This is a genomic window from Streptomyces sp. NPDC007905 (assembly GCF_042959345.1).
Lineage (GTDB): Bacteria > Actinomycetota > Actinomycetes > Streptomycetales > Streptomycetaceae > Streptomyces.
In genome coordinates this window covers 41,897-65,513 of the sequence record NZ_JBIBKS010000015.1, presented here as the reverse complement: position 1 = coordinate 65,513, position 23,617 = coordinate 41,897, and the positions used below count along the sequence as shown (strand labels likewise).

The following is a 23,617-nucleotide window of genomic DNA, read 5'->3' as shown; positions in this document are numbered from 1 at the left end:
GCAGGCGTGATCGATATCAATGAGTCCGTGATGCAGTTCCTTCTGGCATTCGTCGTCGTCGGCCCGCTCCTCGGCGCCGTCGCCGCCCTCCTGCCGGCCCCGCCCGGACTGAAGGGGAAGTCGCCCGAGCAGGCCGTGCTGCGGCACGGCGTGACCGTGACCGCCGTGATCCTCGTCGCCGCGATCGTCCTCGCGCTCGGCTTCGACCACGACCATCCGTCGAAGATGCAGGCCACGACCGACATCAGCTGGATCCCGGCACTCGACGTGCGGATCCACCTCGGCATCGACGGCATCTCCCTCCCCCTTCTGGTGCTGACCGCGCTGCTGACCTTCCTCTGCGCGCTCTACTCGTACTTCAAGCCGCCTTCGGGCCCGTCCCCGAAGGCGTTCGTCGCGCTGCTGCTCCTGCTCGAGTCCGGCACCCTCGCGACCTTCGCCGTCCTCGACCTGCTGCTGTTCTTCCTCGCGTTCGAGACAGTGCTCATCCCGATGTACTTCCTCATCGCCCGCTGGGGCGGCGAGGGCCGGACCCGGGCCGCGTGGAAGTTCATCCTGTTCACGCTGCTCGGCTCCGTCGTCATGCTGCTCGGCCTGCTCCTGATCGGAATCAAGGCGGGCACGTTCGACATGGTGGCACTCGCCACTGACAACGGCCGGTCACTGACCGCATCCGTGCAGGTCATCGCGGTTCTGGCAATCGGGATCGGGCTCGCGGTCAAGACGCCGATGTGGCCGCTGCACAGCTGGCTGCCCGACGCCCACACCGCCGCGCCGACCGTCGGCTCGGTCCTGCTGGCCGGTGTCCTGCTGAAGATGGGTACGTACGGTTTCGTCCGCATCCTGCTGCCGGTGGCGCCGGACGGCTTCCACACCTTCGCGCCGTACCTCGCCGCGTTCGCCGTGGTCGGGATCATCTACGGGTCGCTGGCCTGCCTGGCCCTGGCCAAGCGGGGTGCGAAGGGCGACCTGAAGCGGCTGATCGCCTACTCCTCCGTCGGTCACATGGGCTTCGTCCTGCTGGGCATCGCCACCATGACCCCGACCGGCGTGAACGGCGCCCTCTTCGCCAACATCGCCCACGGCCTCATCACCGGCCTGCTGTTCTTCCTGGTCGGCGCGCTCAAGGACCGTACCGGCAGCACCGACCTGGACACCCTCGCCGAGGAGACCGGCGCCGCCCTGTACGGCAAGGCACCGCGCCTCGGCGGACTGCTCGCCTTCGGCGCCGTGGCCTCGCTCGGGCTGCCCGGACTCGCCGGGTTCTGGGGGGAGATGCTGGCCCTGTTCGGCGCGTTCAAGCCCGCCACCGACCTCAGCCGGCCCGCGTTCCTCACCTTCATGGCGATCGGTGCGTTCGGCACCCTGCTGACGGCCGCGTACATGCTGATCGTGGTCCGCCGGGTCTGCATGGGCGACGTACAGCGGGAAACCCCGAAGCTCGCCGACGTGTACGGGTACGAGTTCGCGGCCTGGACCCCGCTCGTCGCCCTCACCGTCCTCGCCGGACTGTGGCCGAGGGCCCTGCTCGGCCTGACCGACCCGGCCGTGCAGCAGCTCCTCGCAGGAGGCACCCGATGAGCGCCCTGGCCCCGCCGCTGGCCCAGTCCGCGGTCCAGTCCGTCGACTGGCTCGCGATCGCGCCGCCCACCATCGCCGCGGTGGTCGCGCTCGCGGTGCTCGTCGCCGACCTGTTCGTGCCGGAGACCCGCAAGCCGCTCCTCGGCTGGGCCTCCGTCGCCGGCCTGGCCGCCGCCACGCTGATGCTGCTTCCGCTCCTGGACGGTGACCGCAGCACCTTCTGCCTGACCGGGCACGCGCGCGTGTGCAGCTACACCGCCGACCACTTCACACTCGCCATCCAGTTCCTGGTTCTCGGCGGTGCCCTGCTCGCGGCCCTGCTGTCGGTCACGAACCTCGAGGACGACCACCGGCGCGTCCCGGCGGGGGAGTTCTGGTTCCTGCTGCTCTCCTCCGCGGCCGGTGCCGCCCTGCTGCCCGCCTCCCGGGACCTGGCCACCCTGATCGTCGCCCTGGAGGTCGCCTCCCTGCCCGCCTTCGCCCTCGTCGGCATCCGGCACGGCGACAAGCGGTCCTCCGAGGCGGCCCTGAAGTTCTTCCTGTCCTCGGTCACCGCCACCGCGGTGAGTCTGATGGGCATCAGCTTCGTCTACGCCTCCACCGGCACTCTCTACCTCACCCAGGTCGCCCAGCGGATCCAGCACGTGGACGGGCAGCTCCACACCCTCGCCCAGACCGGCGTCGTCCTCACCCTGGTCGGCTTCGCCTTCAAGACGGCAGCCGTCCCGTTCCACTTCTGGGTGCCCGACACCTACGTGGGCGCGCCGCTGCCCATCGCCGCCTACCTGTCGGTCGTCGGCAAGGCGGTCGGCTTCTCCGGCCTGATCCTCGTCACCGTCGTCGCCTTCCCCTCGTACGCCGACGTCTGGGGGCCCGCGCTCGCCGCCCTGGCCGCCCTCACCATGACGGTCGGCAACGTCGGCGCCCTGCGCCAGCAGGCCACGCGCGCGTACAGCGCCGTACGGCTGCTCGCCTGGTCCTCCGTCGGCCAGGCCGGCTACCTGCTGGTGCCCATCGCCGCCGCCGGGTACGCCAAGGACGCCCAGAAGGCCATTGGTTCCACCGTCGCGTACGCCCTCATGTACGCCGCCGTGAACCTCGGCGCCTTCGCCGTGGCAGCCTTGGTGGGCCGTACGAAGTCCCTCAACCGGATCAGCGACTACCGCGGCCTGTACGCGTCCAACCCGGTCACGGCCCTGCTCCTGGCCTTCTTCCTGCTGTGCCTCGCCGGGCTGCCACCGGGCATCATCGGCCTGTTCGCCAAGGTCACCGTGTTCTCCGCGGCCGTCGACGCGGGCCTGGGCTGGCTCGCCGTGGTCATGGCCGTCAACGTGGTGATCGCCCTCTTCTACTACCTGCAGTGGACGGCCCTGCTGTTCCGCGCCCCCGAGGGCGAACCCGCACGGCACCGGATCCCGGCCCCCCTCACCGCCGCGCTCGCCCTCACCGGCGTCCTCGGCGTGGCCCTGTCCGGCGTACCCCAGCTGGTTCTGCGCTTCGCCGCCGCCGGACTGTTCTGAGGACTTGCCACGCGCGCGTGGGGCACCCGTGCTCCCACGCGCGCGGAGGGCCGTAGGAGCACGTATGAGCACGTCACCCGCACGGCCGACGCGCGCCCACGCGCACCCAAGGGAACTCGCGGCCGCCGCCTGGCGTTGACCAGAGCGGGAGGGTCCACTGGACGAAAGTGTTCCCCTGCTGCACGACTTGGAGGGCGCACGTGCACCGCCGGCACAACGGGCTAAGGACCGCAGTACTCCTCGGGGGACTGTCCGCACTCATCATCGTCATCGGCAGCTTCTTCGGCCGTACGGGACTGATCGTGGCGGTCCTGATCGCGTTGGGCACGAACGCGTACGCGTACTGGAACAGCGACAAGCTGGCGCTCCGCGCGATGCGCGCCCGCCCGGTGAGCGAGTTCGAGGCCCCCGCGCTGTACCGGATGGTCCGTGAGCTGTCCACGCAGGCCCGCCAGCCCATGCCCCGCCTGTACATCTCCCCGACGGAGGCACCCAACGCCTTCGCGACGGGCCGCAACCCGCGCAACGCGGCCGTGTGCTGCACCGAGGGCATCCTGCGCCTCCTCGACGAGCGCGAGCTGCGCGGCGTCATCGGCCACGAGCTGAGCCACGTCTACAACCGCGACATCCTGATCTCCTCGGTGGCCGGCGCCCTCGCCTCGGTGATCATGTTCCTGGTCAACTTCGCCTGGCTGATCCCCGTCGGTCGCTCGGACGACGACGACGGGCCGGGCCTGCTCGGCCTGTTGCTGATCATGATCCTGGGCCCGCTCGCCGCCACCCTCATCCAGCTGGCGATCAGCCGCTCCAGGGAGTACGAGGCCGACGCCTCGGGCGCCCAGATCACCGGCGACCCGCTGGCCCTCGCCAGTGCCCTGCGCAAGCTGGAGATCGGCACCCAGCAGCTCCCGCTGCCGCCCGAGCCCCGGATCGAGACCGTGAGTCACATGATGATCGCGAACCCCTTCCGCCCCGGTCAGGGACTGTCGAAGATGTTCTCCACGCACCCGCCGATGGCGGAGCGCATCGCCCGGCTCGAGAAGATGGCAGGTGGCTCCCGGTGAAGGTCGGCTAAAAGGAATCCCACATATCGTCCGACAACATTCACGCCCAACGTCCCGAACTCGGGGTGGCGGCACCGGGAGCGGTGCCGAACCCCGTAGCAGCACCTGACGTCCGCTCATTGGGCCGGACCAGTACCCCCACCGGGGTCGCGTAAGTGCCGCAATCGTCGGTCCTGAGCGGGCGGCCGCCCAAGCACGACGCCAGTCCCGGCCGCGCCGAGCGCGGCACCGCCGGCCATCAGAACGCCGACTGGAACGAGGTCAGCGTTCGCCGAACGCCTCGTCCGTAGGTACGACATCCCGTCCCAAAGGCATGAGCGAGATGGGGATGAGCTTCAGGTTCGCCCAGCCGAAGGGAATTCCGATGATCGACAGGAACAGAGGGATGCTCGTGATCAGGTGGGCCAGCGCAAGCCACCATCCGGCGAAGACCACCCAGATGACGTTGCCGATGCACGACGGCGCGCCGGCGCCCGGCCTCTCCACAGTGGTGCGGCCGAACGGCCAGAGGACGAATCCGGCGATACGCAGCGCCGCGATGCCGAACGGGATGGTGACGATCAGGACGAAGCAGATCAGGGCAGCGATCAGGTAACCGATCGCCATCCAGAGCCCGCAGAGGACGAGCCACAGGATGTTGAGCAGCAGGTTGAACACCTTCATGATCAGTACCTCTCCAGGTCGCTCCGCCGGCACACCTGCTGCCACCAGTATCAGCTGATCATGCGCTCAGGCGGAACCGGAGCGCCCTCGTAACGTGACCGGGAACGTCCCCGGGACATCCTGTTCGGCATGGCCGGACTTCCAGCTGATTCCGCCCTCCGCTGCCGCGGGGCCACGAGATCGTCCCGACGGACCAGCCGTTCGCGACGCGCTGACAGCCGAGCCGCTGAGAAGCCGACTCGTCGAGGAAGCCGACTCGCGGCTCCGGCCGACCCCCACGGGGAGCGGGGTCGGACTTGTCGGCGCCGCGAAGTCGGAGGGACTCCGCGCGCCGGCCTACGTCAGGCCCGGCGCCACCCCGCCCACCAGCGTCGTACGCCGTAAACCGCCACGCCCACCGCCAGCACCCCCGCTCCCACGGCGACCGAGACCACCGGGAGCGCGAACGCCAGCGTGACGCAGCCCAGCAGGCCCACCGCCGGTACCACCCGTGCCGAAAAGGCCGGGCTCAGCGTCCAGGCGGAGGCGTTGGCCACCGCGTAGTAGGCCAGCACGCCGAACGAGGAGAAACCGATCGCGCCGCGCACGTCCACCGTCGCGGCCAGCACGGCGACCACCGCGCCCACGGCCAACTCCGCCCGGTAGGGGACGTGGAACCGCGGATGCACGGCGGCCAGCGCCCCGGGCAGATGGCGGTCGCGAGCCATGGCGAGCGTCGTCCGGGACACGCCGAGGATCAGCGCGAGCAGCGACCCGAGCGCGGCCACCGCGGCCCCCACCCGCACCACGGGCGCGAGACCCGGCACCCCGGCCGCCCGCACCGCGTCGGCCAACGGCGCCGCCGCGTGCCCCAGCCGGTCGGAGCCGAGCACACTCAGCACGGCCACCGCCACGCCCACGTACACGACCAGGGCGATACCGAGGGCCAGCGGGATGGCCCGGGGAATGGTGCGCGCGGGATCGCGCACCTCCTCGCCCAGGGTCGCGATCCGGGCGTAGCCCGCGAACGCGAAGAACAGCAGACCGGCCGCCTGAAGCACCCCGCCCACACCCGACGACACCCCGATACCGAGCCGCCCGGCACGGGCCTGCGCCGAGGTCAGGCAGACAACCACCACGGCGGCCAGAACGGCCAGCACGACGGCCACGATCACCCGCGTCAGCCAGGCCGACTTCTGGATGCCGCCGTAGTTCACGGCGGTCAGGGCCACCACGGCCGCCACCGCCACCGCGTGCGCCTGCCCCGGCCACACATACGCCCCCACGGTGAGCGCCATGGCAGCGCAGGAGGCCGTCTTGCCGACCACGAACGCCCAGCCGGCGAGGTAACCCCAGAACGGGCCCAGCCGCTCCCTGCCGTACACGTACGTCCCGCCCGACGCCGGATAGCGGGCGGCCAGGCGGGCCGAGGACACGGCGTTGCAGTAGGCCACCACGGCCGCCACGGCCAGACCGAGCAACAGCCCCGGCCCGGCGGCGCGCGCGGCCGGACCCAGGGCGGAGAAGACGCCCGCCCCGACCATCGAGCCGAGGCCGACGACCACGGCGTCCCGCACGCCCAGGGTGCGTCGCAACGCGGTGCCGGTAGCTGTCATGCGCCGCACCCTACTGATCGCCGCAACCGGGCGATGGCCCCGTGACGTCCTCTTCATCAACACGGCACGAACACGCGCGCGACCGACAGCCGATCCTCACCGGAATCTCAGAGGCTCGACAGTGCGGGCACAGCGCGGGAGGGCAGGTTCACGGCATGAGCATCATCGGTTGGATCATCCTGGGGCTTCTGGCCGGAGCCATCGCCAAGGTCCTGCTGCCGGGCCGCGACCCGGGCGGCTTCATCGGTACGACCCTCATCGGCATCGCGGGCGCGTTCATCGGCGGCTGGATCTCGGCCCGCTGGCTGGACCACCCGGTCACCAAGCACTTCTACGACGGCGCGACATGGGCCGCCGCGATCGGCGGCTCGCTCGTCCTGCTGATCCTCTACCGCATCCTGTTCGGCAACTCGCGCGACTGAGCCGCACGCGACGGAAGGGCGGCCACCGCCGGGTGCCCGCCCTTCCGGTCGTTCCTGCCGGCGTCCTACCGGTAGTTCACGAACTGCAGCGCGAAGTCGAAGTCCTTGCCCTTCAGCAGGGCGATCACGGCCTGGAGGTCGTCGCGGCTCTTGGAGCTGACCCGCAGCTCGTCACCCTGGACCTGGGCCTTCACGCCCTTGGGGCCCTCGTCGCGGATGATCTTCGCCACCTTCTTCGCGTTGTCCTGGGAGATGCCCTCCTGGATCGAGGCGAAGATCTTGTACTCCTTGCCGGACAGCTGAGGCTCGCCCGCGTCCAGCGCCTTGAGCGAGATGCCGCGCTTGATCAGCTTGGACTGGAAGACGTCGAGGACAGCCTTCACCCGGTCCTCGGAGTTCGCCTCCATGAGAATCTTGTCACCGGACCACGAGATCGAGGCACCCACGCCCTTGAAGTCGTAGCGCTGGGAGATCTCCTTGGCGGCCTGGTTGAGGGCGTTGTCGACCTCCTGCCGCTCGACCTTCGAGACGATGTCGAAACTGGAGTCGGCCATGTCCTGTGGCTCCTTGTATCGGGTGCGTATCGGGTGCGTGGCGGCGGCCGCCGAGCCCGGCCTGACGCCGGGCCGCATCCGCACCAGCCTAGCCACCCCGGGACCCGAGGGACGCAGATCAAACGGGTGGCGAAGCACCCCTCGGCATCGGGTATTGTTTACGTCGTTGCCAGGGAGCACCGCCGAAAAGCGGTTCGAACGGCATCAACCCCGGCGGTGTGCCCGAGCGGCCAAAGGGAGCAGACTGTAAATCTGCCGGCTCAGCCTTCCCAGGTTCGAATCCTGGCGCCGCCACACGGGAAAAAGGGCCCGTGACCTGCTGACTCAGCAGGTCACGGGCCCTTTGGCATGCCCCTTGGAGATCAGCGCGCTGTCTCATGGCTGCGCTGTCTCGCGTTCGAAAGCCGGCGGCATCCGCCACGAGCTGAGGGTCCCCACCGGAGCCGAGCCAGGTGAACACGACTCGGTGGCGAAGATCATAAGGGCGCTTGGCCAACGTCGACTCGAACTCCGGTACTCGAACTCCGATAAGGGGAGGACGCGGGAGCGGGCGTCTGCCCACGCCGGTTTGGGGCGCAGTGACCGTTGGGCAGCTTGACCGGCCGCGGGGCCTGTCACGTCTGCTGGATTTCCGGCCGGCTCCGAGTCGCGAGATTCTGGTGGTACGCCGACCGCGGAGGTTTCGAACAAATGCGGGCTGGAGCGCATCGCACGCTTCGTGAGGCCCACCTCAGGCTCATACGGCCATCAGCGCGACGGGTACCGTCGCGTCTTTCGGAAGGAGGCCGGGCGATGAACGTCCCGTCGTACCGTGACCGAAGAAGCGCGACAGCGCCACCGGGGCTCCCCAGCCGGGCCACGACCGTACGCAGACTGAGCACTGCCGCCGCGGCAGTGGTGGTCCTGGCGGGCTGCGGCACGGGCGCCCCCAAGGCGTCCCCGCACTCCGGTGGGCCCGGCGTGTCCCACGCCCCGCCCGCCGTGCCTTCCCCTTCAGCTTCGTCCTTCGCCCCGGACCTCACCGCCGCCACCGCGTGCACCAACAGCACGAAGTTGGCCGGGTGGTCGAACCGCCGTCTGGCCATGCTGACCATCGCCGTCCCGGTGTCGGAGACCTCGGTGTCCGACGCAACGTCCGAGGTCGGTTCCGGTGCGGGCGGTGTGGTGCTGTTCGGCAGCAACGCGCCGTCCGACCTCGGCTCCCGGCTGACCGCCCTGAAGTCCCACGTACCCGGCCACCTGGGCCTGCTGGTGATGACCGACGAGGAGGGCGGCGCCATCCAGCGCATGGCGAACCTCGTCGGATCCCTGCCCTGGCCCGCGTACATGGGCACGCACTGGACCCCGGCCCAGATCCAGCAGAACGTCACGAAGGTCGCCACCAGGATGGCGGCCGCGCAGGTGAACATGGACCTCGCGCCGGTGGTCGACGTCGACGGCAGGAATGTGGCCCCCAGCCGGACCAACCCCGACGGATGGCGGTCCTTCAGCGGCAGCACCTCGGTGGTCTCCAAGGACGGTGTCGCGTACATGGACGGGCTGCGCGCCGGACACGTGATACCTGTCGTCAAGCACTTCCCGGGCCTCGGCGGCTCCAGCTACAACTCCGACTTCGGCCCCGCCCGCACCCTGCCCTGGTCCACCCTGCAGAAGGTGGGCATCCCGCCGTTCACCGAGGCCATCAAGGCCGGCGCCCCGGCCGTCATGGTCTCCAACAACGTCGTGCCGGGCCTGGGCACCAATCCGGCGAGTCTGTCACCCACCGCCATCAGCTACGAGCTGCGCGGCAAGCTGGGCTTCAAGGGGCTGGTGGTCACCGACTCGCTCAGTGCCAAGGCGATCTCCGCCGCCGGCTTCAGCGTCCCCACCGCCGCCGTCCAGGCCCTGCGCTCCGGCGCCGACATGGTCTTGTTCGACCTGGGGGGCAATGTCAGCTCCCAGACGTCCTCGATCGCCTCGGCGATCACCAATGCCGTGGCCGGCGGACACCTCGCCCGCAGCCGCCTCATCGACGCGGCGGGGCACGTACTGGCCGTGCGGCACGTGAATCTCTGCTCCTGAGCGCGAGTGGACTCAGCCGTTGCCCGGTGAGGCCGGCCCCGCCTCTCGACGCCGAGCACGAAAAGACCCCCTCCGTTCCGCTTTTCCGCAGATCGGAGGGGGTCTTCCCCAGAGTGCCGACGGATGCCGACGGATGCCGGCGCCTTCGGGGACACCGGCGTGCACGTCCCGGGGCTCAGCCCCTGACGTGCTCGTTGTCCAGCGGCGACCCGGCGTCCCGCTGACTCGGGATCACCGGGAGCGCTCGCACGGCCATGCTCGCCCGGTGTTCGTCGGCCGCCGCGCACAGCGCGCGGGCAGCCTCGTTGAAGCGGACGACGGACGGCGGGTTGGAGGGGCCCAGCAGATGCAGCTTGAGCTCGCTGCGGGCCTCGGCGTAGGTGTCCTTCTCGGGATGGCGCACGGACTCCAGCAGGGCCGGTATGCCGGAGGCGTCCGAAGCGAGGACGGCGCCTGCCCGGACAGTGGGGAAGGTGGTGCGGAAGTCCTGCTCGGAAAGGCCGCTGGTGTTGGCGACGGCGTAGGGCTTCTCGCTCGCCAGGTAGTCGGAGATGACGCTGGAGACATCGCTGACCAGCAGGTCGGCCACGTTGAAGCAGGCGTAGACGGTCGGCCGCGCCCCGACGACGATCTGGTGCTCCCACGCGGGGAACGACGCCCAGTACGCGGCCTCCCAGGCGGCGGTCGCGGCGGCCACGGCCGCGGCCCGACCGGGTTCGGGGGCCGTCTGGAGCAGCATCCGCTCCGCGTCGTCCACGCTCGCCCGGAACGAGGACGTGGTCAGCCGGTCGAGTTCGGCGGTCCGCAGGGCCAGCTCCTGCGCTGCGGCGGGCGCGGGCCTCTCACCGGCGTGTTCCGCGGCACGGAGAGCGTTCGCGGCGCGGATCATCTCCTGGATCCGGGCGTTCGCGGCTCCCGCCCGGGGATCGACCGAGCCGGTCAGCGGGTGCGGCTTGTACAGGAGCCGGACCCCCGGGTCGGCCAGGAGGGCACGGACGATGTTCTCGCCGGCCTCGACGACGGAGGTGTTGCCCGGGTTGCCGTCCCACCCCTCCCAGGTGGGGGCGTAGAGAACCGTGGTGTAGAGGCCCGCGGGCGCACCGGCGTACGGTTCGATCGCGTGCAGCTGCGGGCGTCCGATCTCCACGACGTCCCTGTCGTCGACACCCACGCCCGCCAGGGCGTACCGCTGGCGCGCCGCGGGACCGGCCACCCACACCTCGTCGTACGCCTTCGCGTACGGATTGCAGCTGGACAGCTTGTCGCTCTCGCCGTGGTTGACGAACGCGTGCTTGATGGTGGGGATCCGCAGCACCTGCGAGGTCTTCCCCGAGTTCGACGGGTGGATCAGCATCTTCAGCGTCGAGTGCTCCAGCCTCATCAGGTCGGCGACCTTCGGCAGACACACGATCGGGATGTCCGTGGACGCGATCTTCTTCACCATGAAGCGCTCGCGCAGCACGATCAGCGGACGACCCTCCAGCCGGGCCAGCGGGTCCAGCCACATGTTCGCCTGGTAGGCCGAGCTCGTGCCGCCGGAGAAGTACATGCCGACCGTCGGCTGGTACTCCGCGAGCCAGGCCTCGAACCACTCCAGGGCCTGCTCGCTCGTCACCGGCCGGCGTCCCGGCAGCAGCCGCAGCAGCAGGATGCCGACGGCCACCGCCGCGAAGGCGGCGGACAAGGCGATTCCCGCGGCGGCCCACCGGGCCGAGCCGGTCACTGCGGTGGCCAGCAGGCCGGCCGTCGAGGGCAGACCGAACGTGAGGAGCCGCTGCCCGGAGCGGTGCATCAGCAGCGCCGGGGGAGCGGGGCTCAGCCGCAGGGGCGAGGCGTCGATGTTGCGGGTCACCACGGGCAGGGTGCGGGTGCGGCGTACGGAGATCGCAACCGCCTGGCATGCGAAGTGCAGGGCGTAGAAGACCAGCAGACCGCAGAGGAGGGCCAGGTACCTCGTCTCGTAGTCCTGTTCCTCTATACGGAGCAGGCCGGTCAACAGCAGAAGGTCCCGGGCCACCTGACGCACGGCCACGGTCGCCTGCAGCTTCCCGAGCGCAGTGGCGACGTTGCGCTGCCACCGGTGCAGGGCGATGTCCGCCGCAAGCCCGACAACGGCGGAGGCGATGAGCAGGGGAACGCTGGGTAGGAGGGCCCCCACTGCCTGAACGGCGAACGACAGGGCGAGCACCGTGGGCAGGAGGAGGCGTGCCGCTGCGGTGCGCAACCGAGCGGGCAAGGGCGATGCTGACACTTCGCGGGCTCCAGGCAACTCAGCATCCTCGCGCACGGACTCGCCGGTGCGTACGGATGTTCTCTCTTCAGACAGGTGGTCGGACTTTACCTGCCGGGAGGCCGGAATTTGCCTGCTAGGTGCTCGGACGTTACCTACGCCGCACCAACCTCGGCTCCGGGGGTGGGCTGGAACGGAGGGACGGGCGTCTCCCAGCCGCTTTCGGAGCCGGCCGTGCCGCGGCCGACGGCGGCGACTTCGTTCGGACGGGGAGCGGGCACACTGACGGCATGGCCTCCCGTCGCAGAACCTGCCCTGTGTGTCGTCGCGAGATTGCCGTCGTCGCGGGGCGCTTCGCGCGGCACGATCCGCCCGGGGCGCGGGAGAGCGGGGAACTCGTCTCGTGTCCGGGGTCGCGGACGCAGGCTCAACTCGGGGCGGCCCAGCCGTCGTTGGAAGGATACGTCGTCCCGGACTTCCCCGGGCAGCTGCCTCTCTTCTGACGGGTGAACGGCCGGCGGCCCGCCTCAGTTCCCCGCGACCGACCTCACGGCGACCGACACCGGTGTCGACCCGCTGATCAGCTCCAGCGTCAGGCCGGCCGTCGCCGGGGTTTCCACCAGCTCCGCCAGTACGGCGGCCACGTCGTCCCGGGGGACCGTGCCGCGTCCGGTGTGGGCCTCCAGGCGGACCAGGCCGGTGCCCGGGTCGTTCGTCAGCGTACCGGGGCGCAGGATGGTCCAGTCGAGGGCTTCCTGGCGGGAGATGTACGCGTCGGCCTCGCCCTTGGCGCGCAGGTACACGTCGAAGACGTCGTCGCCCCGGTGCGCGGGGTCCGCGCCCATCGAGGAGACCACGACGAAACGGCGTACGCGCGCGCGGACGGCCGCGTCCGCGAACAGTATGGCCGCGCCCTTGTCCACCGTTTCCTTGCGGGCCTTACCGCTGCCCGGGCCCGCGCCGGCCGCGAAGACCGCCGCGTCCGCTCCCTGCAGATGTGCCGCTACCTCCTCCACCGAGGCGGACTCCATGTCGAGCAGGACCGGTTCGGCGCCGGCCTCCCGCAGATCGTCGCCCTGTTCGGCCTTGCGGATGATCCCCGCGACCTCGTACCCGCGCGCGGAGAGCAGCCGCTCCAGCCGCAGCGCGATCTGACCATGACCACCAGCGATGACAATGCGCATGATTCCGACCGTACGCCCGAAGAAGCGCATCCGCCGCACGAGTTAACACGGTGAGCATGCCGGGGCTCAAGGGCGCCTCGGCGCACGGACGCAGGCGCGCAGCCTGCGGCACGCGCCCCGTACGCCCCGTACGGCAGCGAGCGCGCCCTTCAGGACAAGTCCTTCCTCCCCTGCCGGGGCAGCCCCAGTTCCGCCGCTGCCGCCGAGTTGCAGTACTCGCGGACCGCGCTCGTGCGGGACACCACCCGCCCGCGGTGGATCACGATCCGGCTGTAGGCGAGGGAGAGGGCGCCGGACAGGCGGTCGCCGCGCACCGCCAGGAGTTCGGCGGGGAAACCCGCCTCCACGCGGACCTCGGGCAGGCCCAGGACCGCGCGGGCCGAGCCGCTCACCGCCTCGTAGGCGTCCTCGGGGCGCAGGCCGTGGACGGAGGCGAGGAGGTAGGCAGCCTCCAGGGGGTCGCCGCGGCCGACCGGGTTCGAGACGTCCCGGAGGGCGCCGCTGCCGGCCGCCACCCTCACCCCGGCCGCGCGCAGCAGCCGTACCGGCGCGGTGCCCCGTCGGTCCGCGCCCCCGCAACCGCCCTGGGGCAGGCACACCACCGTCACACCGGCCGCCGCGAGCTGGTCCGCGAGCCGGGTGGCGGCCTCGGTGGACAGGCGTGCGAGACCGGCGCACGGGCCGACCGTCACGCCGGGGCGCAGACCACCCGCCATGGCCGCGAGCCGGGACAGCCGGGCCGGGTCGGCGGCGTCGGTGTGCAGGTCCACCGGGCAGCCGTGCTCCGATGCCACCTCCAGTACGGCCTCCACGTAGCCGGTGGGATCGGGGTCCAGGTCGGGGCAGCCGCCCACCACCGAGGCGCCCATCTTCACCGCGTCCCGCAGCATCGCGAGCCCGTCGGAGCCGGCCACCCCGGTCAGCAGACGCGGCATCGCCACCGTGGTCAGTTCCGCGAGCCCCCGCAGGGACCGCCGTGCCTGCAGAACGGCGCCGAGCGCGCCCAGGCCCTGGACGTCGCCCACGCGCACGTGCGTGCGTACCGCCGTCGCGCCGTGGCCGAGCTGCAGCAGCGCCGCCTCCGTGGCACGGCGCTGGACGTCCTCGGGGGTGTACGAGACCGGCCCGGGGTGCTCGGCGGAGAGTGCGGTGTCGCTGTGGGCGTGCGGCTCCGCCGGGGCGGGGAGGAGGAGGTAGCCGCCGAGGTCCACACGGGCCGCGCTCTTCCGGGCCGGCCCTGGTGTCAGGCTGCCGGCCGTGCCGACCGCCTCGATGCGCCCGCCGCCCAGCCGTACGTCCACGGTCCGGCCGTCGGTGAGCCGCGCCCCGCACAGCAGCAGGGCGGCCGGGTCGGGCTGTCCGGAGGAGCCGGACGGGTTCGACGACGGGGGCGGCTGCGGCTGGCTGTCTGGCATCGGACTCCCAGGGGTCGGCCGGGGCTCGGGGGAGGGTCGCGTGAGGGCTCGAGTCCGCGACGGACTCAAGATCACGCAGAGTGAGTCGAGCCTAGGCCGGGGAGCCGGGCAGGGCGCGGAGGAGCGCAATAGTCGTACCGGTGTGGTCCGCCCCTCGCGGTGCACGCACAGCCCTCCCGTACAGCGGGCTCCCACGCGCGCGTGGCCGCGCCGCACGCGCCTCGCGAGGCAGTGGGGAGGCCCGGGAAGAGGGGTGCGGCGGGCGGCCCGATACGGATTTGGGTGAACGGCGGCGGACCGTGTAATGTCTTCATCGCTCGCCCCAATAGCTCAGTCGGCAGAGCGTCTCCATGGTAAGGAGAAGGTCAACGGTTCGATTCCGTTTTGGGGCTCTGGTGTGAGAGGTTTCCCGTCGCGAGGCGGGGCCGATCTCATCAAAGCGGTGTAGCTCAGTCGGTAGAGCAAGCGGCTCATAATCGCTGTGTCACCGGTTCAAGTCCGGTCACCGCTACTGACAGTAGCCGATTGCGGGGTCGGTCCTTCGATCGGCTACTCTTGCTTGCGTTGAATTAGCCCACCCGTTCGTCTTAGGAGCACTCACGTGGCTGCCACCGACGTCCGCCCGAAGATCACGCTGGCCTGCGTGGAGTGCAAGGAGCGGAACTACATCACCAAGAAGAACCGGCGTAACAACCCGGACCGTCTTGAGATGAAGAAGCACTGCCCGCGTTGCAACGCGCACACCGCGCACCGCGAGACGCGATAAATCAGGCTCGTACGTGAGGCCGCCCCCGCAGTTCGGGGGGCGGCCTCACGTCGTTTCACATGCCGAGAGCAGACACGCTGCTGAGACCAGGAGGTGCCGGGCCATGGCGCTCGACCAGTCCTTCGTGGGGCGGACCTATCCGCCCACCGCGCCCTACGAGGTGGGCCGGGAGAAGATCCGCGAGTTCGCCGAGGCGGTCGGGGAGAACAACCCGGTGTACACGGACCCGGAGGCCGCCAAGGCGTTCGGTCACCCCGATGTGATCGCCCCGCCGACCTTCGTGTTCTCCATCACCTTCCGGGCCGCCGGACAGGTCGTCGAGGATCCGCAGCTCGGTCTCGACTACACCCGTGTGGTGCACGGCGACCAGAAGTTCGCCTACACCCGCCCGGTGCGCGCCGGTGACCGGCTCTCGGTCACCTCCACCATCGAGGGGATCAAGTCCCTCGCCGGCAACGACGTCCTGGACATCCGGGGCGAGGTGCACGACGAGGCGGGCGAGCACGTGGTGACCGCCTGGACCAAGCTCGTGGCCCGTGCGGCCGAGGGGGTGTGAGGTACCGATGACGGCGAAGATCGCGTACGACGACGTCGAGGTCGGCACCGAACTGCCGGCGCAGACCTTCTCCGTGACCCGCGACACGCTGGTGCGGTACGCGGGTGCCTCCGGGGACTTCAACCCGATCCACTGGAACGAGAAGTTCGCCAAGGAGGTGGGCCTGCCGGACGTCATCGCGCACGGCATGTTCACCATGGCCGAGGCGATCCGCGTGGTCACCGACTGGACGGGTGACCCGGGCGCGGTCGTGGAGTACGGCGTCCGCTTCACCAGGCCGGTCGTCGTGCCCAACGATGACAAGGGCGCGGTGATCGAGGTCAGCGGCAAGGTCGCGGCCAAGCTCGACGACAACACCGTGCGCGTGGACCTGACCGCGACGAGCGGCGGCCAGAAGGTGCTGGGCATGTCCCGGGCGGTCGTACGACTGGCCTGACAGCGGCTCCGGGTAAGGGCGCCGACCCATGGGTGGGCGCCCTGACTCCTGCACGGAAGCCGCACGGATGCACGGAAGCCGCACGGAACAAGCCCCTTGACGTAGTTAGTGATTGAGTACTAACTTCCTCGCATGGTCAGGATGAGCGCAGAGGAGCGGCGCCAGAGCGTCATCCGCGCGGCAGTCGCGGAGTTCGCGCAGAAGGGTTACTACGGCACCTCGACGGAGGCGATCGCCAAACGCGTGGGCGTTTCGCAGCCCTACCTCTTCCGGCTCTTCCCGGGCAAGAAGGCGATCTTCGCGGCCGCGTCGCTGCGGTGCGTGGAGGACACGTGCCGGGCCTTCGAGGAGGTGGCCGAGGGGCTGCAGGGCGAGGAGGCCCTGCACGCCATGGCGAACGCCTACGTGCGTCTGATCACGGAACGCCCCGAGACGCTGCAGATGCAGATGCAGACGTACATCACGGTCGCGGCCGCCGAGGCGGAAGGCGACCACCAGTTCGGTGAGACCGTACGGGCCGGCTGGATGAAGCTGTGGGAGACCGTGCATCTGCCGCTGGGGGCGGACGACAAGGAGACCACGACCTTCCTGGCGTACGGCATGCTCATCAACACCCTTACGGCCATGGGTTTTCCGCCCGACCACCGGGTCTGGCAGGGAATGTATCCGTCGGCCCGGATCACCGGGCGGCCGGAGAAGTAGGACACGGAAGGGCGGGAGGTTCCGCTCTTTCATGAGCAGCAAAGTTAGTCAGCAATAACTAATCACATGGCAGTGATCACCCACTGGGGGAGCGATGTCAGAGCAGACCGCACGTCGCGGGGGCGCCGCCTGGGCCCTCGTCATCACCAGCGTCGCCGGGTTCATGGCGGCCCTCGACAACCTCGTCGTCACCACCGCCCTGCCCTCCGTCCGCCGGGACCTCGGCGGCGCGCTGGACGACCTCGAATGGACCGTGAGCGCCTACACGCTCACCTTCGCCGTCCTGCTGATGTTCGGTGCCGCGCTCGGCGACCGCTTCGGGCGCCGCCGGCTCTTCCTCGCCGGACTCGCCGTCTTCACCGGCGCCTCCGCCGCCGCGGCCATGGCACCCGGCATCGGCTCCCTCATCGCCGCCCGCGCGGTGCAGGGCGTCGGCGCGGCCGTGATGATGCCGCTCACGCTCACCCTGCTGACCGCGGCCGTGCCCGTCGCCAAGCGGGGCATGGCGTACGGCATCTGGGGTGCCGTCAACGGCCTCGCCGTCGCCTCCGGGCCGCTCATCGGCGGCAGCCTCACCGAGCACATCTCCTGGCACTGGATCTTCTGGCTGAACGTCCCGCTCGGCGTGGCCCTGCTGCCGCTCGCCCGGCTGCGCCTCGCCGAGTCCCACGGCACCGGCGCCCGGCTCGACCTCCCCGGCACCCTGCTCGCCAGCGGCGGACTCTTCGGGATCGTGTACGGCCTGGTCCGCGGGCCCGCCGACGGCTGGACCGAATCCCTGGTGCTGACCGCGCTGTTCGCCGGAAGCGCCCTGCTGGTGGGCTTCGTCCTCTACAGCACCCGCGCCAAGAACCCGATGCTCCCCATGCGGCTGTTCCGCTCCCGCGCCTTCTCCGGGATCAACGCGGCCAGCCTGCTGATGTTCGTCGGGATGTTCGGCTCGATCTTCCTGCTCAGCCAGTACATGCAGGGCGTACTCGGCTACTCGCCCACCGAGGCGGGCCTGAGGATGCTGCCGTGGACCGGTATGCCCATGCTCGTCGCACCGGTCGCCGGCATCCTCTCCGACCGCATCGGCGGCCGACCGGTCGTCGCCACCGGCCTGTTCCTGCAGGCCATCGGTCTCGGCTACATGGCCTCCGTGGTCGCCGCGGATGTCTCCTACACCGCCCAGCTGCCTGCACTGGTCATCAGCGGCATCGGCATGGCCCTGTACTTCGCCCCCGCCGCCAACCTGGTGATCTCCAGCGTCCGGCCGCAGGAGCAGGGCATCGCCTCCGGCGCCAACAACGCCCTGCGTGAGGTCGGTGGCGCGCTCGGCATCGCGGTCATGTCGTCGATCTTCTCCGCAGAGGGCGGCTACGAGAGCGCGCAGGCCTTCGTGGACGGGCTGCGGCCCGCCCTCGTCACCGGCTCCGGGGTGGTCGCCCTGGCCGCGGTCGCGGCCCTGCTCATCCCGGCCCGGCGGCGAGCGCAGGGGAACACGGTGGTGGCCGAGCAGGCCCCCGCGCCGGCCACCGAGGCCCTGTCCCACTGACTCCGCACGGGCGGCCTGTCCCACTGACTCCGCACGGCGGGGAAACGGAAGGGGGCGGTCGTGCCCAACCTGCCCTGGACCGTGCCGAACCACCGAGCGTCGCTGAAGGCACAGCACCTGTGGCGATGCCGCTGGACCGGCAGGAGGAGCCTTCCGGACAGCTGACCTGAGCCGGCGGACTCCCCGAACCCGCACCCGCACCCGCACCCGCGCGTGGACCTCTTCCGGTCCACGCGCGGGTGCGTTGCCGAACGGGGACCACGGCGCGTCAGCGCGCCGTCAGCGTGCGCTGGCACTCTTCTTCATGTGAACGGCACGGGAAACCGAGCCGGGAACGTTGAACAGGGAGAGGTGCCCGGAGTGGTTGATCGGGGACCAGCGAGCACGCCTCGAGGTCGGGCCCATGCGGCCCACGCAGGTTCGAATCCTGCCCTCTCCGCTCCGGACTGGATCCACGGCACTGAGCGGCTCCGCCCCCAGGCGCCGCAGGGCTGTCGGTCCCGTCTCGTAGTCTTGGGGCCGTGCAGGTACTCCACGACGCCCCCCTCGCCCCGCTGACCACCTTCCGACTGGGCGGCCCCGCGGTCCGGCTGGTCACCGCCTCCACCGACACCGAGGTGATCGACGCCGTCCGCGAGGCCGACGACAGCGGGACACCGCTGCTGGTCATCGGCGGCGGTTCCAACCTGGTCATCGGCGACAAGGGCTTCGACGGCACCGCCGTGCGCATCGCCACGCGAGGGATCGAGCTGCGCGGCACCACGCTGGAACTGGCGGCCGGCGAAGTGTGGACGGACGCCGTCGCCCGCACCGTGGAGGCCGCGCTGGCCGGGATCGAGTGCCTGGCCGGGATCCCGGGCTCCGCGGGCGCCACCCCGATCCAGAACGTGGGCGCCTACGGCCAGGAGGTCTCCTCGACGATCACCGAGGTGATCGCGTACGACCGCCGGGCCGGCCAGACGGTCACGCTGACGAACGAGGAGTGCGCCTTCTCGTACCGGCACAGCCGCTTCAAGGCCGACCCCGAGCGCTATGTCGTGCTGCGCGTCCGCTTCGAGCTCGAGGACGCCGACGGACTGTCGGCGCCGGTCAAGTACGCCGAGGCGGCCCGGGCGCTCGGTGTGCAGCCGGGGGAGAGGGTGCCGCTCGCCACGGCCCGCGAGACCGTCCTGAGGCTGCGGGCCGGGAAGGGCATGGTCCTCGACCCCGAGGACCACGACACCTGGTCCGCCGGGTCCTTCTTCACCAACCCGATCCTGACCGAGGAGCAGTTCGCCGCCTTTCACGCGCGCGTGCGGGAGCGGCTGGGCGAGGGCGTCGAGCCGCCCGCCTACCCTGCGGGCAAGGGCCGTACCAAGACCTCGGCGGCCTGGCTGATCGACAAGGCCGGCTTCACCAAGGGGTACGGCACCGGGCCCGCCCGAATCTCCACCAAGCACACCCTCGCCCTGACCAACCGGGGCGGCGCCACCACCGAGGACCTGCTGGCCCTGGCCCGCGAGGTCGTCGCCGGGGTCCGCGAGGCCTTCGGGATCACACTGGTCAACGAGCCGGTGACGGTCGGCGTGAGCCTCTAGCCGCGCAGACCGCGCAGACCGCGCAGGTGTCCGCGCAGGGTGGCCGTAGGGATCCGTGGCCTTCGGCCGCCAGCTCAGTACGCGACGCCGGCTCCCTGCTTCACCGTCCCGATCTCGTCGATCATGGACAGCATCGCGTGGGCTACGTCGGCGCGCGCGATGAAGCGGCCCCTGGGCGGGAAGCCGCCGACGACCGTGCGACAGCGGCCGGTGAGCGGCTTGTCCAGCAGACGGGGCCGCCGTACGGACGTCCAGTCCGCGCCGCTGCGCGCCAGCTCGGCCTCCATCTCGCGCAGGTCGGCGTAGACGTCCTTGAGGATCGCCGACACCAGGCCCCGCATTCCGCGGTCCAGGACGCCGTCGTCCTCGGGGGCCGGACCGACCGGTCCCGCGCTGACCACCAGCAGCCGCCGAACCCCTCTGTCTCCACGGCCCCGAGGACCGTAAGGGTGAGCCGTGCGGCCACTCCCGCGTCCTTGCGGCTGCGCGCGCCCAGACCCGAGAGGACGAGCCGAACCCCCGGCGAAGCCCCGAGTGCTGATCTGTTTCCAGCCCTATGCGCCCTACGCCCACGTCAGACGGCCGGGCGGGTCAGCCAGTCGTCCACGCCGGCCAGCAGCCGCGCCTTGACGTCCTCCGGGGCCGCCGAGCCCCGGACCGACTGCCGGGCCAGTTCCGCGAGCTCCGCGTCCGTGAAGTCGTGGTGGTGGCGGGCGATCTCGTACTGGGCGGCCAGCCGGGAGCCGAAGAGCAGCGGGTCGTCGGCGCCGAGGGCCATCGGGACGCCGGCCTCGAAGAGTGTGCGCAGCGGTACGTCCTCCGGCTTCTCGTAGACGCCCAGCGCCACGTTCGAGGCCGGGCAGACCTCGCAGGTCACGCCCCGGTCGGCGAGCCGTTTCAGCAGCCGTGGGTCCTCCGCCGCGCGCACCCCGTGGCCCAGCCGGTGGGCCTGCAGGTCGTCCAGGCAGTCGCGCACCGACGCCGGGCCGGTCAGCTCGCCGCCGTGCGGGGCGGAGAGCAGGCCGCCGTCGCGTGCGATGGCGAAGGCCCGGTCGAAGTCCCGTGCCATGCCCCGCCGTTCGTCGTTGGACAGCCCGAAGCCCACCACACCCCGGTCGGCGTACCGCACCGCGAGCCGGGCCAGCGTGCGCGCGTCGAGGGGGTGCTTCATGCGGTTCGCGGCCACCAGCACGCGCATGCCGAGGCCGGTGTCCCGCGCGGTCGTCTCCACCGCGTCCAGGATGATCTCCAGCGCCGGGATGAGACCGCCCAGGCGGGGCGCGTACGAGGTCGGGTCCACCTGGATCTCCAGCCAGCGCGAGCCGTCCTCCAGATCCTCCTCCGCGGCCTCCCGGACCAGCCGCTGGATGTCCTCCGGCTCCCTGAGGCAGGAACGCGCCGCGTCGTACAGCCGCTGGAAGCGGAACCAGCCCCGTTCGTCCGTGGCCCGCAGTTTGGGCGGTTCCCCGCTGGTCAGCGCGTCCGTCAGCGTCTCGGGCAGACGCACGCCGTGCTTGTCGGCCAGTTCCAGGACGGTCCCGGGCCGCATCGAGCCGGTGAAGTGCAGGTGCAGATGGGCTTTCGGCAGCTCAGAGAGATCACGTACACGCTCCATCCCAGGATCCTGCCGCACGTCCCCCTCACCCCGGTAGCTCTTTCCCCGAACGTGGTCTTGCTCGCACACGCGAACGGGCCGCCTCCCCGGAGGGAAACGGCCCGCACGCGTGCGTGGAGCTCGGAAAAGAGGTGTTCAGTCCCGGGCCTCGGCCAGCAGCTTCTGGATCCGGCTCACACCCTCGACCAGGTCCTCGTCGCCGAGCGCGTACGACAGCCGCAGGTAGCCCGGCGTGCCGAAGGCCTCGCCCGGGACGACCGCGACCTCGGCCTCCTCCAGGATCAGCGCGGCCAGTTCGACGGTGTCCTGCGGGCGCTTGCCGCGGATCTCCTTGCCGAGCAGACCCTTGACCGACGGGTAGGCGTAGAAGGCGCCCTCGGGCTCCGGGCAGACCACGCCGTCGATCTCGTTGAGCATCCGCACGATGGTCTTGCGCCGCCGGTCGAATGCCTCGCGCATCTTCGCCACGGCCTCCAGGTCGCCGGAGACGGCGGCCAGGGCGGCCACCTGGGCCACGTTGGAGACGTTCGAGGTGGCGTGCGACTGCAGGTTCGTCGCGGCCTTGACGACGTCCTTCGGGCCGATGACCCAGCCCACGCGCCAGCCCGTCATGGCGTACGTCTTCGCCACACCGTTGACCACGATGCACTTGTCCCGCAGCTCGGGCAGGAGCGCGGGCAGGGACACGGATACCGCGTCGCCGTAGACGAGGTGCTCGTAGATCTCGTCGGTGAGCACCCACAGGCCGTGCTCGACGGCCCAGCGGCCGATCGCCTCGGTCTCGGCCTCGGAGTACACCGCGCCGGTCGGGTTGGACGGGGAGACGAAGAGCACGACCTTCGTCTTCTCCGTGCGCGCCGCCTCGAGCTGCTCGACCGAGACCCGGTAGCCGGTCGTCTCGTCGGCGACGACCTCCACCGGGACACCGCCGGCCAGACGGATCGACTCCGGGTACGTCGTCCAATACGGCGCGGGGACGATGACCTCGTCACCCGGGTCGAGGATCGCGGCGAACGCCTCGTAGATGGCCTGCTTGCCGCCGTTGGTGACCAGGATCTGCGAGACGTCGGGCTCCCAGCCGGAGTCGCGCAGCGTCTTCGCGGCGATCGCGGCCTTCAGCTCGGGCAGGCCGCCGGCCGGCGTGTAGCGGTGATACTTCGGGTTCTTGCAGGCCTCGACGGCCGCCTCGACGATGTAGTCCGGGGTCGGGAAGTCGGGCTCACCGGCGCCGAAGCCGATCACCGGCCGCCCGGCGGCCTTCAGGGCCTTGGCCTTGGCGTCCACGGCGAGGGTGGCGGACTCGGAGATCGCGCCGACTCGGGCGGAGACCCGGCGCTCGGTGGGAGGGGTTGCAGCGCTCATGAGGCCCATCGTTCCAGACCGGAAATGTCTCCGGCACACGGGTTTCACAGACTGAACAGCCGACGGGTCGAGGCGTGAACAGGGGTCCGAATCCGGCCTCCGGCCAGGACGATCTTCGGGCGGGCCGCCCCGGGCAGGCACTTTCTGTTCGACGCCGGGCCGTGGACCACGTACACTCTCACCTCGTTGGCCTTCAGCAGCCGCTCCACAGCAGGTGCACACCGAGCATCCGGTCGGATGCGGTACGTTGGGGAACAACCAAAGGGTCGTAGCTCAATTGGTAGAGCACCGGTCTCCAAAACCGGCGGTTGGGGGTTCAAGTCCCTCCGGCCCTGCTACACACACCGCCAGGATGTGTGCGCATGTACGTACAGCAATGCACCGCCGTGCGGCTCAGAAACCGGGCGCGGCACGGCCACGACCCGGGATCAGGTGAGGACGAATGACGGACGCCGTGGGCTCCATCGACACGCCTGATGCCGATGAGGTGCCCGAGTCCAAGCAGAAGGCCCGCAAGGGCGGCAAGCGCGCCAAGAAGGGCCCGCTGAAGCGCCTCGCCATCTTCTACCGCCAGATCATCGCGGAACTCCGCAAGGTCGTCTGGCCGACGCGCCACCAGCTGTCGTCGTACACAACCGTGGTGATCTTCTTCGTCGCGATCATGATCGCCTTGGTGACCGTGATTGACTATGGGCTCAACCACGCGGCCAAGTACGTTTTCGGCTGAGCCAAGAGCGAAGGGCGCCGTGGTACCGGCGCCCGTTTTCGCATGTTCCA

The 23,617-nt window shown here is 70.6% G+C and carries 21 protein-coding genes, 4 tRNA genes and 2 pseudogenes; 18 read left to right on the top strand and 9 right to left on the bottom strand.

Translation table 11 applies throughout. From position 1 onward, the window contains the following. Window positions 1-6 precede the first annotated feature (6 nt). The 3 genes from ACFZDC_RS25700 (at window position 7) to htpX (ending at window position 4,165) form a co-directional block, all read left to right on the top strand. Entirely contained in the window at window positions 7-1,581 is a 1,575-nt protein-coding gene (locus ACFZDC_RS25700) for an NADH-quinone oxidoreductase subunit M (RefSeq protein ID WP_391327431.1), read from the top strand. Continuing rightward, window positions 1,578-3,101: a proton-conducting transporter membrane subunit gene (locus ACFZDC_RS25695; protein ID WP_391327429.1), complete on the top strand. Its 1,524-nt coding sequence runs from the start codon at window positions 1,578-1,580 to the stop codon at window positions 3,099-3,101. The genes ACFZDC_RS25700 and ACFZDC_RS25695 overlap by 4 nt, the downstream gene beginning before the upstream one ends. A 200-nt stretch (window positions 3,102-3,301) precedes the next feature. Continuing rightward, window positions 3,302-4,165, top strand: coding sequence for a zinc metalloprotease HtpX (gene htpX / locus ACFZDC_RS25690; protein ID WP_391327427.1), 864 nt, complete (start codon window positions 3,302-3,304; stop codon window positions 4,163-4,165). 261 nt (window positions 4,166-4,426) lie between these two features. On the opposite strand, the gene ACFZDC_RS25685 is transcribed toward htpX, so the two are convergent. Together ACFZDC_RS25685 and ACFZDC_RS25680 are read right to left on the bottom strand one after the other, a co-directional pair. Next, the gene (locus tag ACFZDC_RS25685; protein WP_391327425.1) at window positions 4,427-4,828 is read right to left on the bottom strand and encodes a YccF domain-containing protein; all 402 of its coding nucleotides are present in this window, start codon (window positions 4,826-4,828) and stop codon (window positions 4,427-4,429) included. A 341-nt stretch (window positions 4,829-5,169) separates the two neighbouring features. Continuing rightward, window positions 5,170-6,423 carry an amino acid permease gene (locus ACFZDC_RS25680; RefSeq protein WP_391327423.1) on the bottom strand — a complete coding sequence of 418 codons (1,254 nt, stop codon included), beginning with the start codon at window positions 6,421-6,423 and terminating at the stop codon, window positions 5,170-5,172. A 155-nt stretch (window positions 6,424-6,578) separates the two neighbouring features. Between ACFZDC_RS25680 and ACFZDC_RS25675 the strand changes: the two genes are divergently transcribed. Then, the gene (locus tag ACFZDC_RS25675; RefSeq protein WP_391327421.1) at window positions 6,579-6,845 is read left to right on the top strand and encodes a GlsB/YeaQ/YmgE family stress response membrane protein; all 267 of its coding nucleotides are present in this window, start codon (window positions 6,579-6,581) and stop codon (window positions 6,843-6,845) included. Window positions 6,846-6,910: 65 nt separating this feature from the next. Here ACFZDC_RS25675 and ACFZDC_RS25670 read toward each other — a convergent pair whose 3' ends face one another. Beyond that, window positions 6,911-7,399 carry a YajQ family cyclic di-GMP-binding protein gene (locus ACFZDC_RS25670; protein WP_324931552.1) on the bottom strand — a complete coding sequence of 163 codons (489 nt, stop codon included), beginning with the start codon at window positions 7,397-7,399 and terminating at the stop codon, window positions 6,911-6,913. Between the two features lie 212 nt (window positions 7,400-7,611). Between ACFZDC_RS25670 and ACFZDC_RS25665 the strand changes: the two genes are divergently transcribed. Together ACFZDC_RS25665 and ACFZDC_RS25660 are read left to right on the top strand one after the other, a co-directional pair. After that, window positions 7,612-7,693, top strand: a tRNA-Tyr gene (locus tag ACFZDC_RS25665). Window positions 7,694-8,191: 498 nt separating this feature from the next. After that, the gene (locus ACFZDC_RS25660; RefSeq protein WP_391327418.1) at window positions 8,192-9,460 is read left to right on the top strand and encodes a glycoside hydrolase family 3 N-terminal domain-containing protein; all 1,269 of its coding nucleotides are present in this window, start codon (window positions 8,192-8,194) and stop codon (window positions 9,458-9,460) included. A gap of 175 nt (window positions 9,461-9,635) precedes the next feature. Here ACFZDC_RS25660 and ACFZDC_RS25655 read toward each other — a convergent pair whose 3' ends face one another. After that, on the bottom strand, window positions 9,636-11,648 hold the full coding sequence (locus tag ACFZDC_RS25655; RefSeq protein ID WP_391327737.1) for a hypothetical protein: 2,013 nt from the start codon (window positions 11,646-11,648) through the stop codon (window positions 9,636-9,638). A gap of 332 nt (window positions 11,649-11,980) precedes the next feature. Between ACFZDC_RS25655 and ACFZDC_RS25650 the strand changes: the two genes are divergently transcribed. Beyond that, complete coding sequence (locus ACFZDC_RS25650) at window positions 11,981-12,193, top strand: hypothetical protein (RefSeq protein ID WP_391327416.1); 213 nt, start codon at window positions 11,981-11,983, stop codon at window positions 12,191-12,193. 24 nt (window positions 12,194-12,217) lie between these two features. On the opposite strand, the gene ACFZDC_RS25645 is transcribed toward ACFZDC_RS25650, so the two are convergent. Together ACFZDC_RS25645 and ACFZDC_RS25640 are read right to left on the bottom strand one after the other, a co-directional pair. Continuing rightward, window positions 12,218-12,874 carry an NAD(P)H-binding protein gene (locus ACFZDC_RS25645; RefSeq protein WP_391327414.1) on the bottom strand — a complete coding sequence of 219 codons (657 nt, stop codon included), beginning with the start codon at window positions 12,872-12,874 and terminating at the stop codon, window positions 12,218-12,220. 149 nt (window positions 12,875-13,023) lie between these two features. Beyond that, window positions 13,024-14,289, bottom strand: coding sequence for an amidohydrolase family protein (locus ACFZDC_RS25640; protein ID WP_391327412.1), 1,266 nt, complete (start codon window positions 14,287-14,289; stop codon window positions 13,024-13,026). Window positions 14,290-14,608: 319 nt separating this feature from the next. Here ACFZDC_RS25640 and ACFZDC_RS25635 point away from each other — a divergent pair. The 9 genes and pseudogenes from ACFZDC_RS25635 (at window position 14,609) to ACFZDC_RS25595 (ending at window position 19,863) form a co-directional block, all read left to right on the top strand. Further along, a tRNA-Thr gene (locus ACFZDC_RS25635) sits at window positions 14,609-14,681 on the top strand. 46 nt (window positions 14,682-14,727) lie between these two features. After that, a tRNA-Met gene (locus ACFZDC_RS25630) sits at window positions 14,728-14,800 on the top strand. A gap of 90 nt (window positions 14,801-14,890) precedes the next feature. Continuing rightward, on the top strand, window positions 14,891-15,055 hold the full coding sequence (gene rpmG / locus ACFZDC_RS25625) for a 50S ribosomal protein L33 (protein ID WP_003948671.1): 165 nt from the start codon (window positions 14,891-14,893) through the stop codon (window positions 15,053-15,055). Between the two features lie 103 nt (window positions 15,056-15,158). Next, on the top strand, window positions 15,159-15,611 hold the full coding sequence (locus tag ACFZDC_RS25620) for a MaoC family dehydratase N-terminal domain-containing protein (RefSeq protein ID WP_391327411.1): 453 nt from the start codon (window positions 15,159-15,161) through the stop codon (window positions 15,609-15,611). Between the two features lie 7 nt (window positions 15,612-15,618). Beyond that, on the top strand, window positions 15,619-16,047 hold the full coding sequence (locus tag ACFZDC_RS25615) for a MaoC/PaaZ C-terminal domain-containing protein (protein ID WP_391327409.1): 429 nt from the start codon (window positions 15,619-15,621) through the stop codon (window positions 16,045-16,047). Between the two features lie 132 nt (window positions 16,048-16,179). Beyond that, window positions 16,180-16,749, top strand: coding sequence for a TetR family transcriptional regulator (locus ACFZDC_RS25610; RefSeq protein WP_391327407.1), 570 nt, complete (start codon window positions 16,180-16,182; stop codon window positions 16,747-16,749). Between the two features lie 94 nt (window positions 16,750-16,843). Continuing rightward, window positions 16,844-18,286, top strand: a complete 1,443-nt coding sequence (locus ACFZDC_RS25605) for a DHA2 family efflux MFS transporter permease subunit (RefSeq protein WP_391327405.1) — start codon at window positions 16,844-16,846, stop codon at window positions 18,284-18,286. 345 nt (window positions 18,287-18,631) lie between these two features. Next, window positions 18,632-18,725: pseudogene (locus tag ACFZDC_RS25600) on the top strand. An 82-nt stretch (window positions 18,726-18,807) separates the two neighbouring features. Further along, entirely contained in the window at window positions 18,808-19,863 is a 1,056-nt protein-coding gene (locus ACFZDC_RS25595) for a UDP-N-acetylmuramate dehydrogenase (protein ID WP_391327403.1), read from the top strand. A gap of 74 nt (window positions 19,864-19,937) precedes the next feature. Here ACFZDC_RS25595 and ACFZDC_RS25590 read toward each other — a convergent pair. From ACFZDC_RS25590 to ACFZDC_RS25580, 3 genes and pseudogenes are all read right to left on the bottom strand, one after another. Next, window positions 19,938-20,377 (bottom strand): annotated as a pseudogene (locus tag ACFZDC_RS25590) (NAD(P)-dependent oxidoreductase); the annotation flags it as partial. Between the two features lie 60 nt (window positions 20,378-20,437). Next, window positions 20,438-21,478, bottom strand: coding sequence for an adenosine deaminase (locus ACFZDC_RS25585; RefSeq protein WP_391327401.1), 1,041 nt, complete (start codon window positions 21,476-21,478; stop codon window positions 20,438-20,440). Window positions 21,479-21,613: 135 nt separating this feature from the next. Then, window positions 21,614-22,840 (bottom strand): aminotransferase class I/II-fold pyridoxal phosphate-dependent enzyme, encoded by a 1,227-nt coding sequence (locus ACFZDC_RS25580; RefSeq protein ID WP_391327399.1) that lies wholly within the window; start codon window positions 22,838-22,840, stop codon window positions 21,614-21,616. A gap of 262 nt (window positions 22,841-23,102) precedes the next feature. Between ACFZDC_RS25580 and ACFZDC_RS25575 the strand changes: the two genes are divergently transcribed. Then, window positions 23,103-23,175 (top strand) — tRNA-Trp (locus ACFZDC_RS25575). A gap of 107 nt (window positions 23,176-23,282) precedes the next feature. Continuing rightward, window positions 23,283-23,567 (top strand): preprotein translocase subunit SecE, encoded by a 285-nt coding sequence (gene secE, locus ACFZDC_RS25570; protein ID WP_391327397.1) that lies wholly within the window; start codon window positions 23,283-23,285, stop codon window positions 23,565-23,567. Window positions 23,568-23,617 lie beyond the last annotated feature (50 nt).

Bases quoted from the DNA above. Each gene is read 5' to 3' on its own strand.
- ACFZDC_RS25670 (WP_324931552.1), bottom strand. From the start codon at position 7,399: ATGGCCGACTCCAGTTTCGACATCGTCTCGAAGGTCGAGCGGCAGGAG.
- ACFZDC_RS25610 (WP_391327407.1), top strand. From the start codon at position 16,180: ATGGTCAGGATGAGCGCAGAGGAGCGGCGCCAGAGCGTCATCCGCGCG.
- ACFZDC_RS25605 (WP_391327405.1), top strand. From the start codon at position 16,844: ATGTCAGAGCAGACCGCACGTCGCGGGGGCGCCGCCTGGGCCCTCGTC.
- ACFZDC_RS25650 (WP_391327416.1), top strand. From the start codon at position 11,981: ATGGCCTCCCGTCGCAGAACCTGCCCTGTGTGTCGTCGCGAGATTGCC.
- ACFZDC_RS25680 (WP_391327423.1), bottom strand. From the start codon at position 6,423: ATGACAGCTACCGGCACCGCGTTGCGACGCACCCTGGGCGTGCGGGAC.
- ACFZDC_RS25640 (WP_391327412.1), bottom strand. From the start codon at position 14,289: ATGCCAGACAGCCAGCCGCAGCCGCCCCCGTCGTCGAACCCGTCCGGC.
- ACFZDC_RS25645 (WP_391327414.1), bottom strand. From the start codon at position 12,874: ATGCGCATTGTCATCGCTGGTGGTCATGGTCAGATCGCGCTGCGGCTG.
- ACFZDC_RS25695 (WP_391327429.1), top strand. From the start codon at position 1,578: ATGAGCGCCCTGGCCCCGCCGCTGGCCCAGTCCGCGGTCCAGTCCGTC.
- ACFZDC_RS25675 (WP_391327421.1), top strand. From the start codon at position 6,579: ATGAGCATCATCGGTTGGATCATCCTGGGGCTTCTGGCCGGAGCCATC.
- secE (WP_391327397.1), top strand. From the start codon at position 23,283: ATGACGGACGCCGTGGGCTCCATCGACACGCCTGATGCCGATGAGGTG.
- ACFZDC_RS25660 (WP_391327418.1), top strand. From the start codon at position 8,192: ATGAACGTCCCGTCGTACCGTGACCGAAGAAGCGCGACAGCGCCACCG.
- ACFZDC_RS25580 (WP_391327399.1), bottom strand. From the start codon at position 22,840: ATGAGCGCTGCAACCCCTCCCACCGAGCGCCGGGTCTCCGCCCGAGTC.
- ACFZDC_RS25615 (WP_391327409.1), top strand. From the start codon at position 15,619: ATGACGGCGAAGATCGCGTACGACGACGTCGAGGTCGGCACCGAACTG.
- ACFZDC_RS25685 (WP_391327425.1), bottom strand. From the start codon at position 4,828: ATGAAGGTGTTCAACCTGCTGCTCAACATCCTGTGGCTCGTCCTCTGC.
- ACFZDC_RS25585 (WP_391327401.1), bottom strand. From the start codon at position 21,478: ATGGAGCGTGTACGTGATCTCTCTGAGCTGCCGAAAGCCCATCTGCAC.
- ACFZDC_RS25620 (WP_391327411.1), top strand. From the start codon at position 15,159: ATGGCGCTCGACCAGTCCTTCGTGGGGCGGACCTATCCGCCCACCGCG.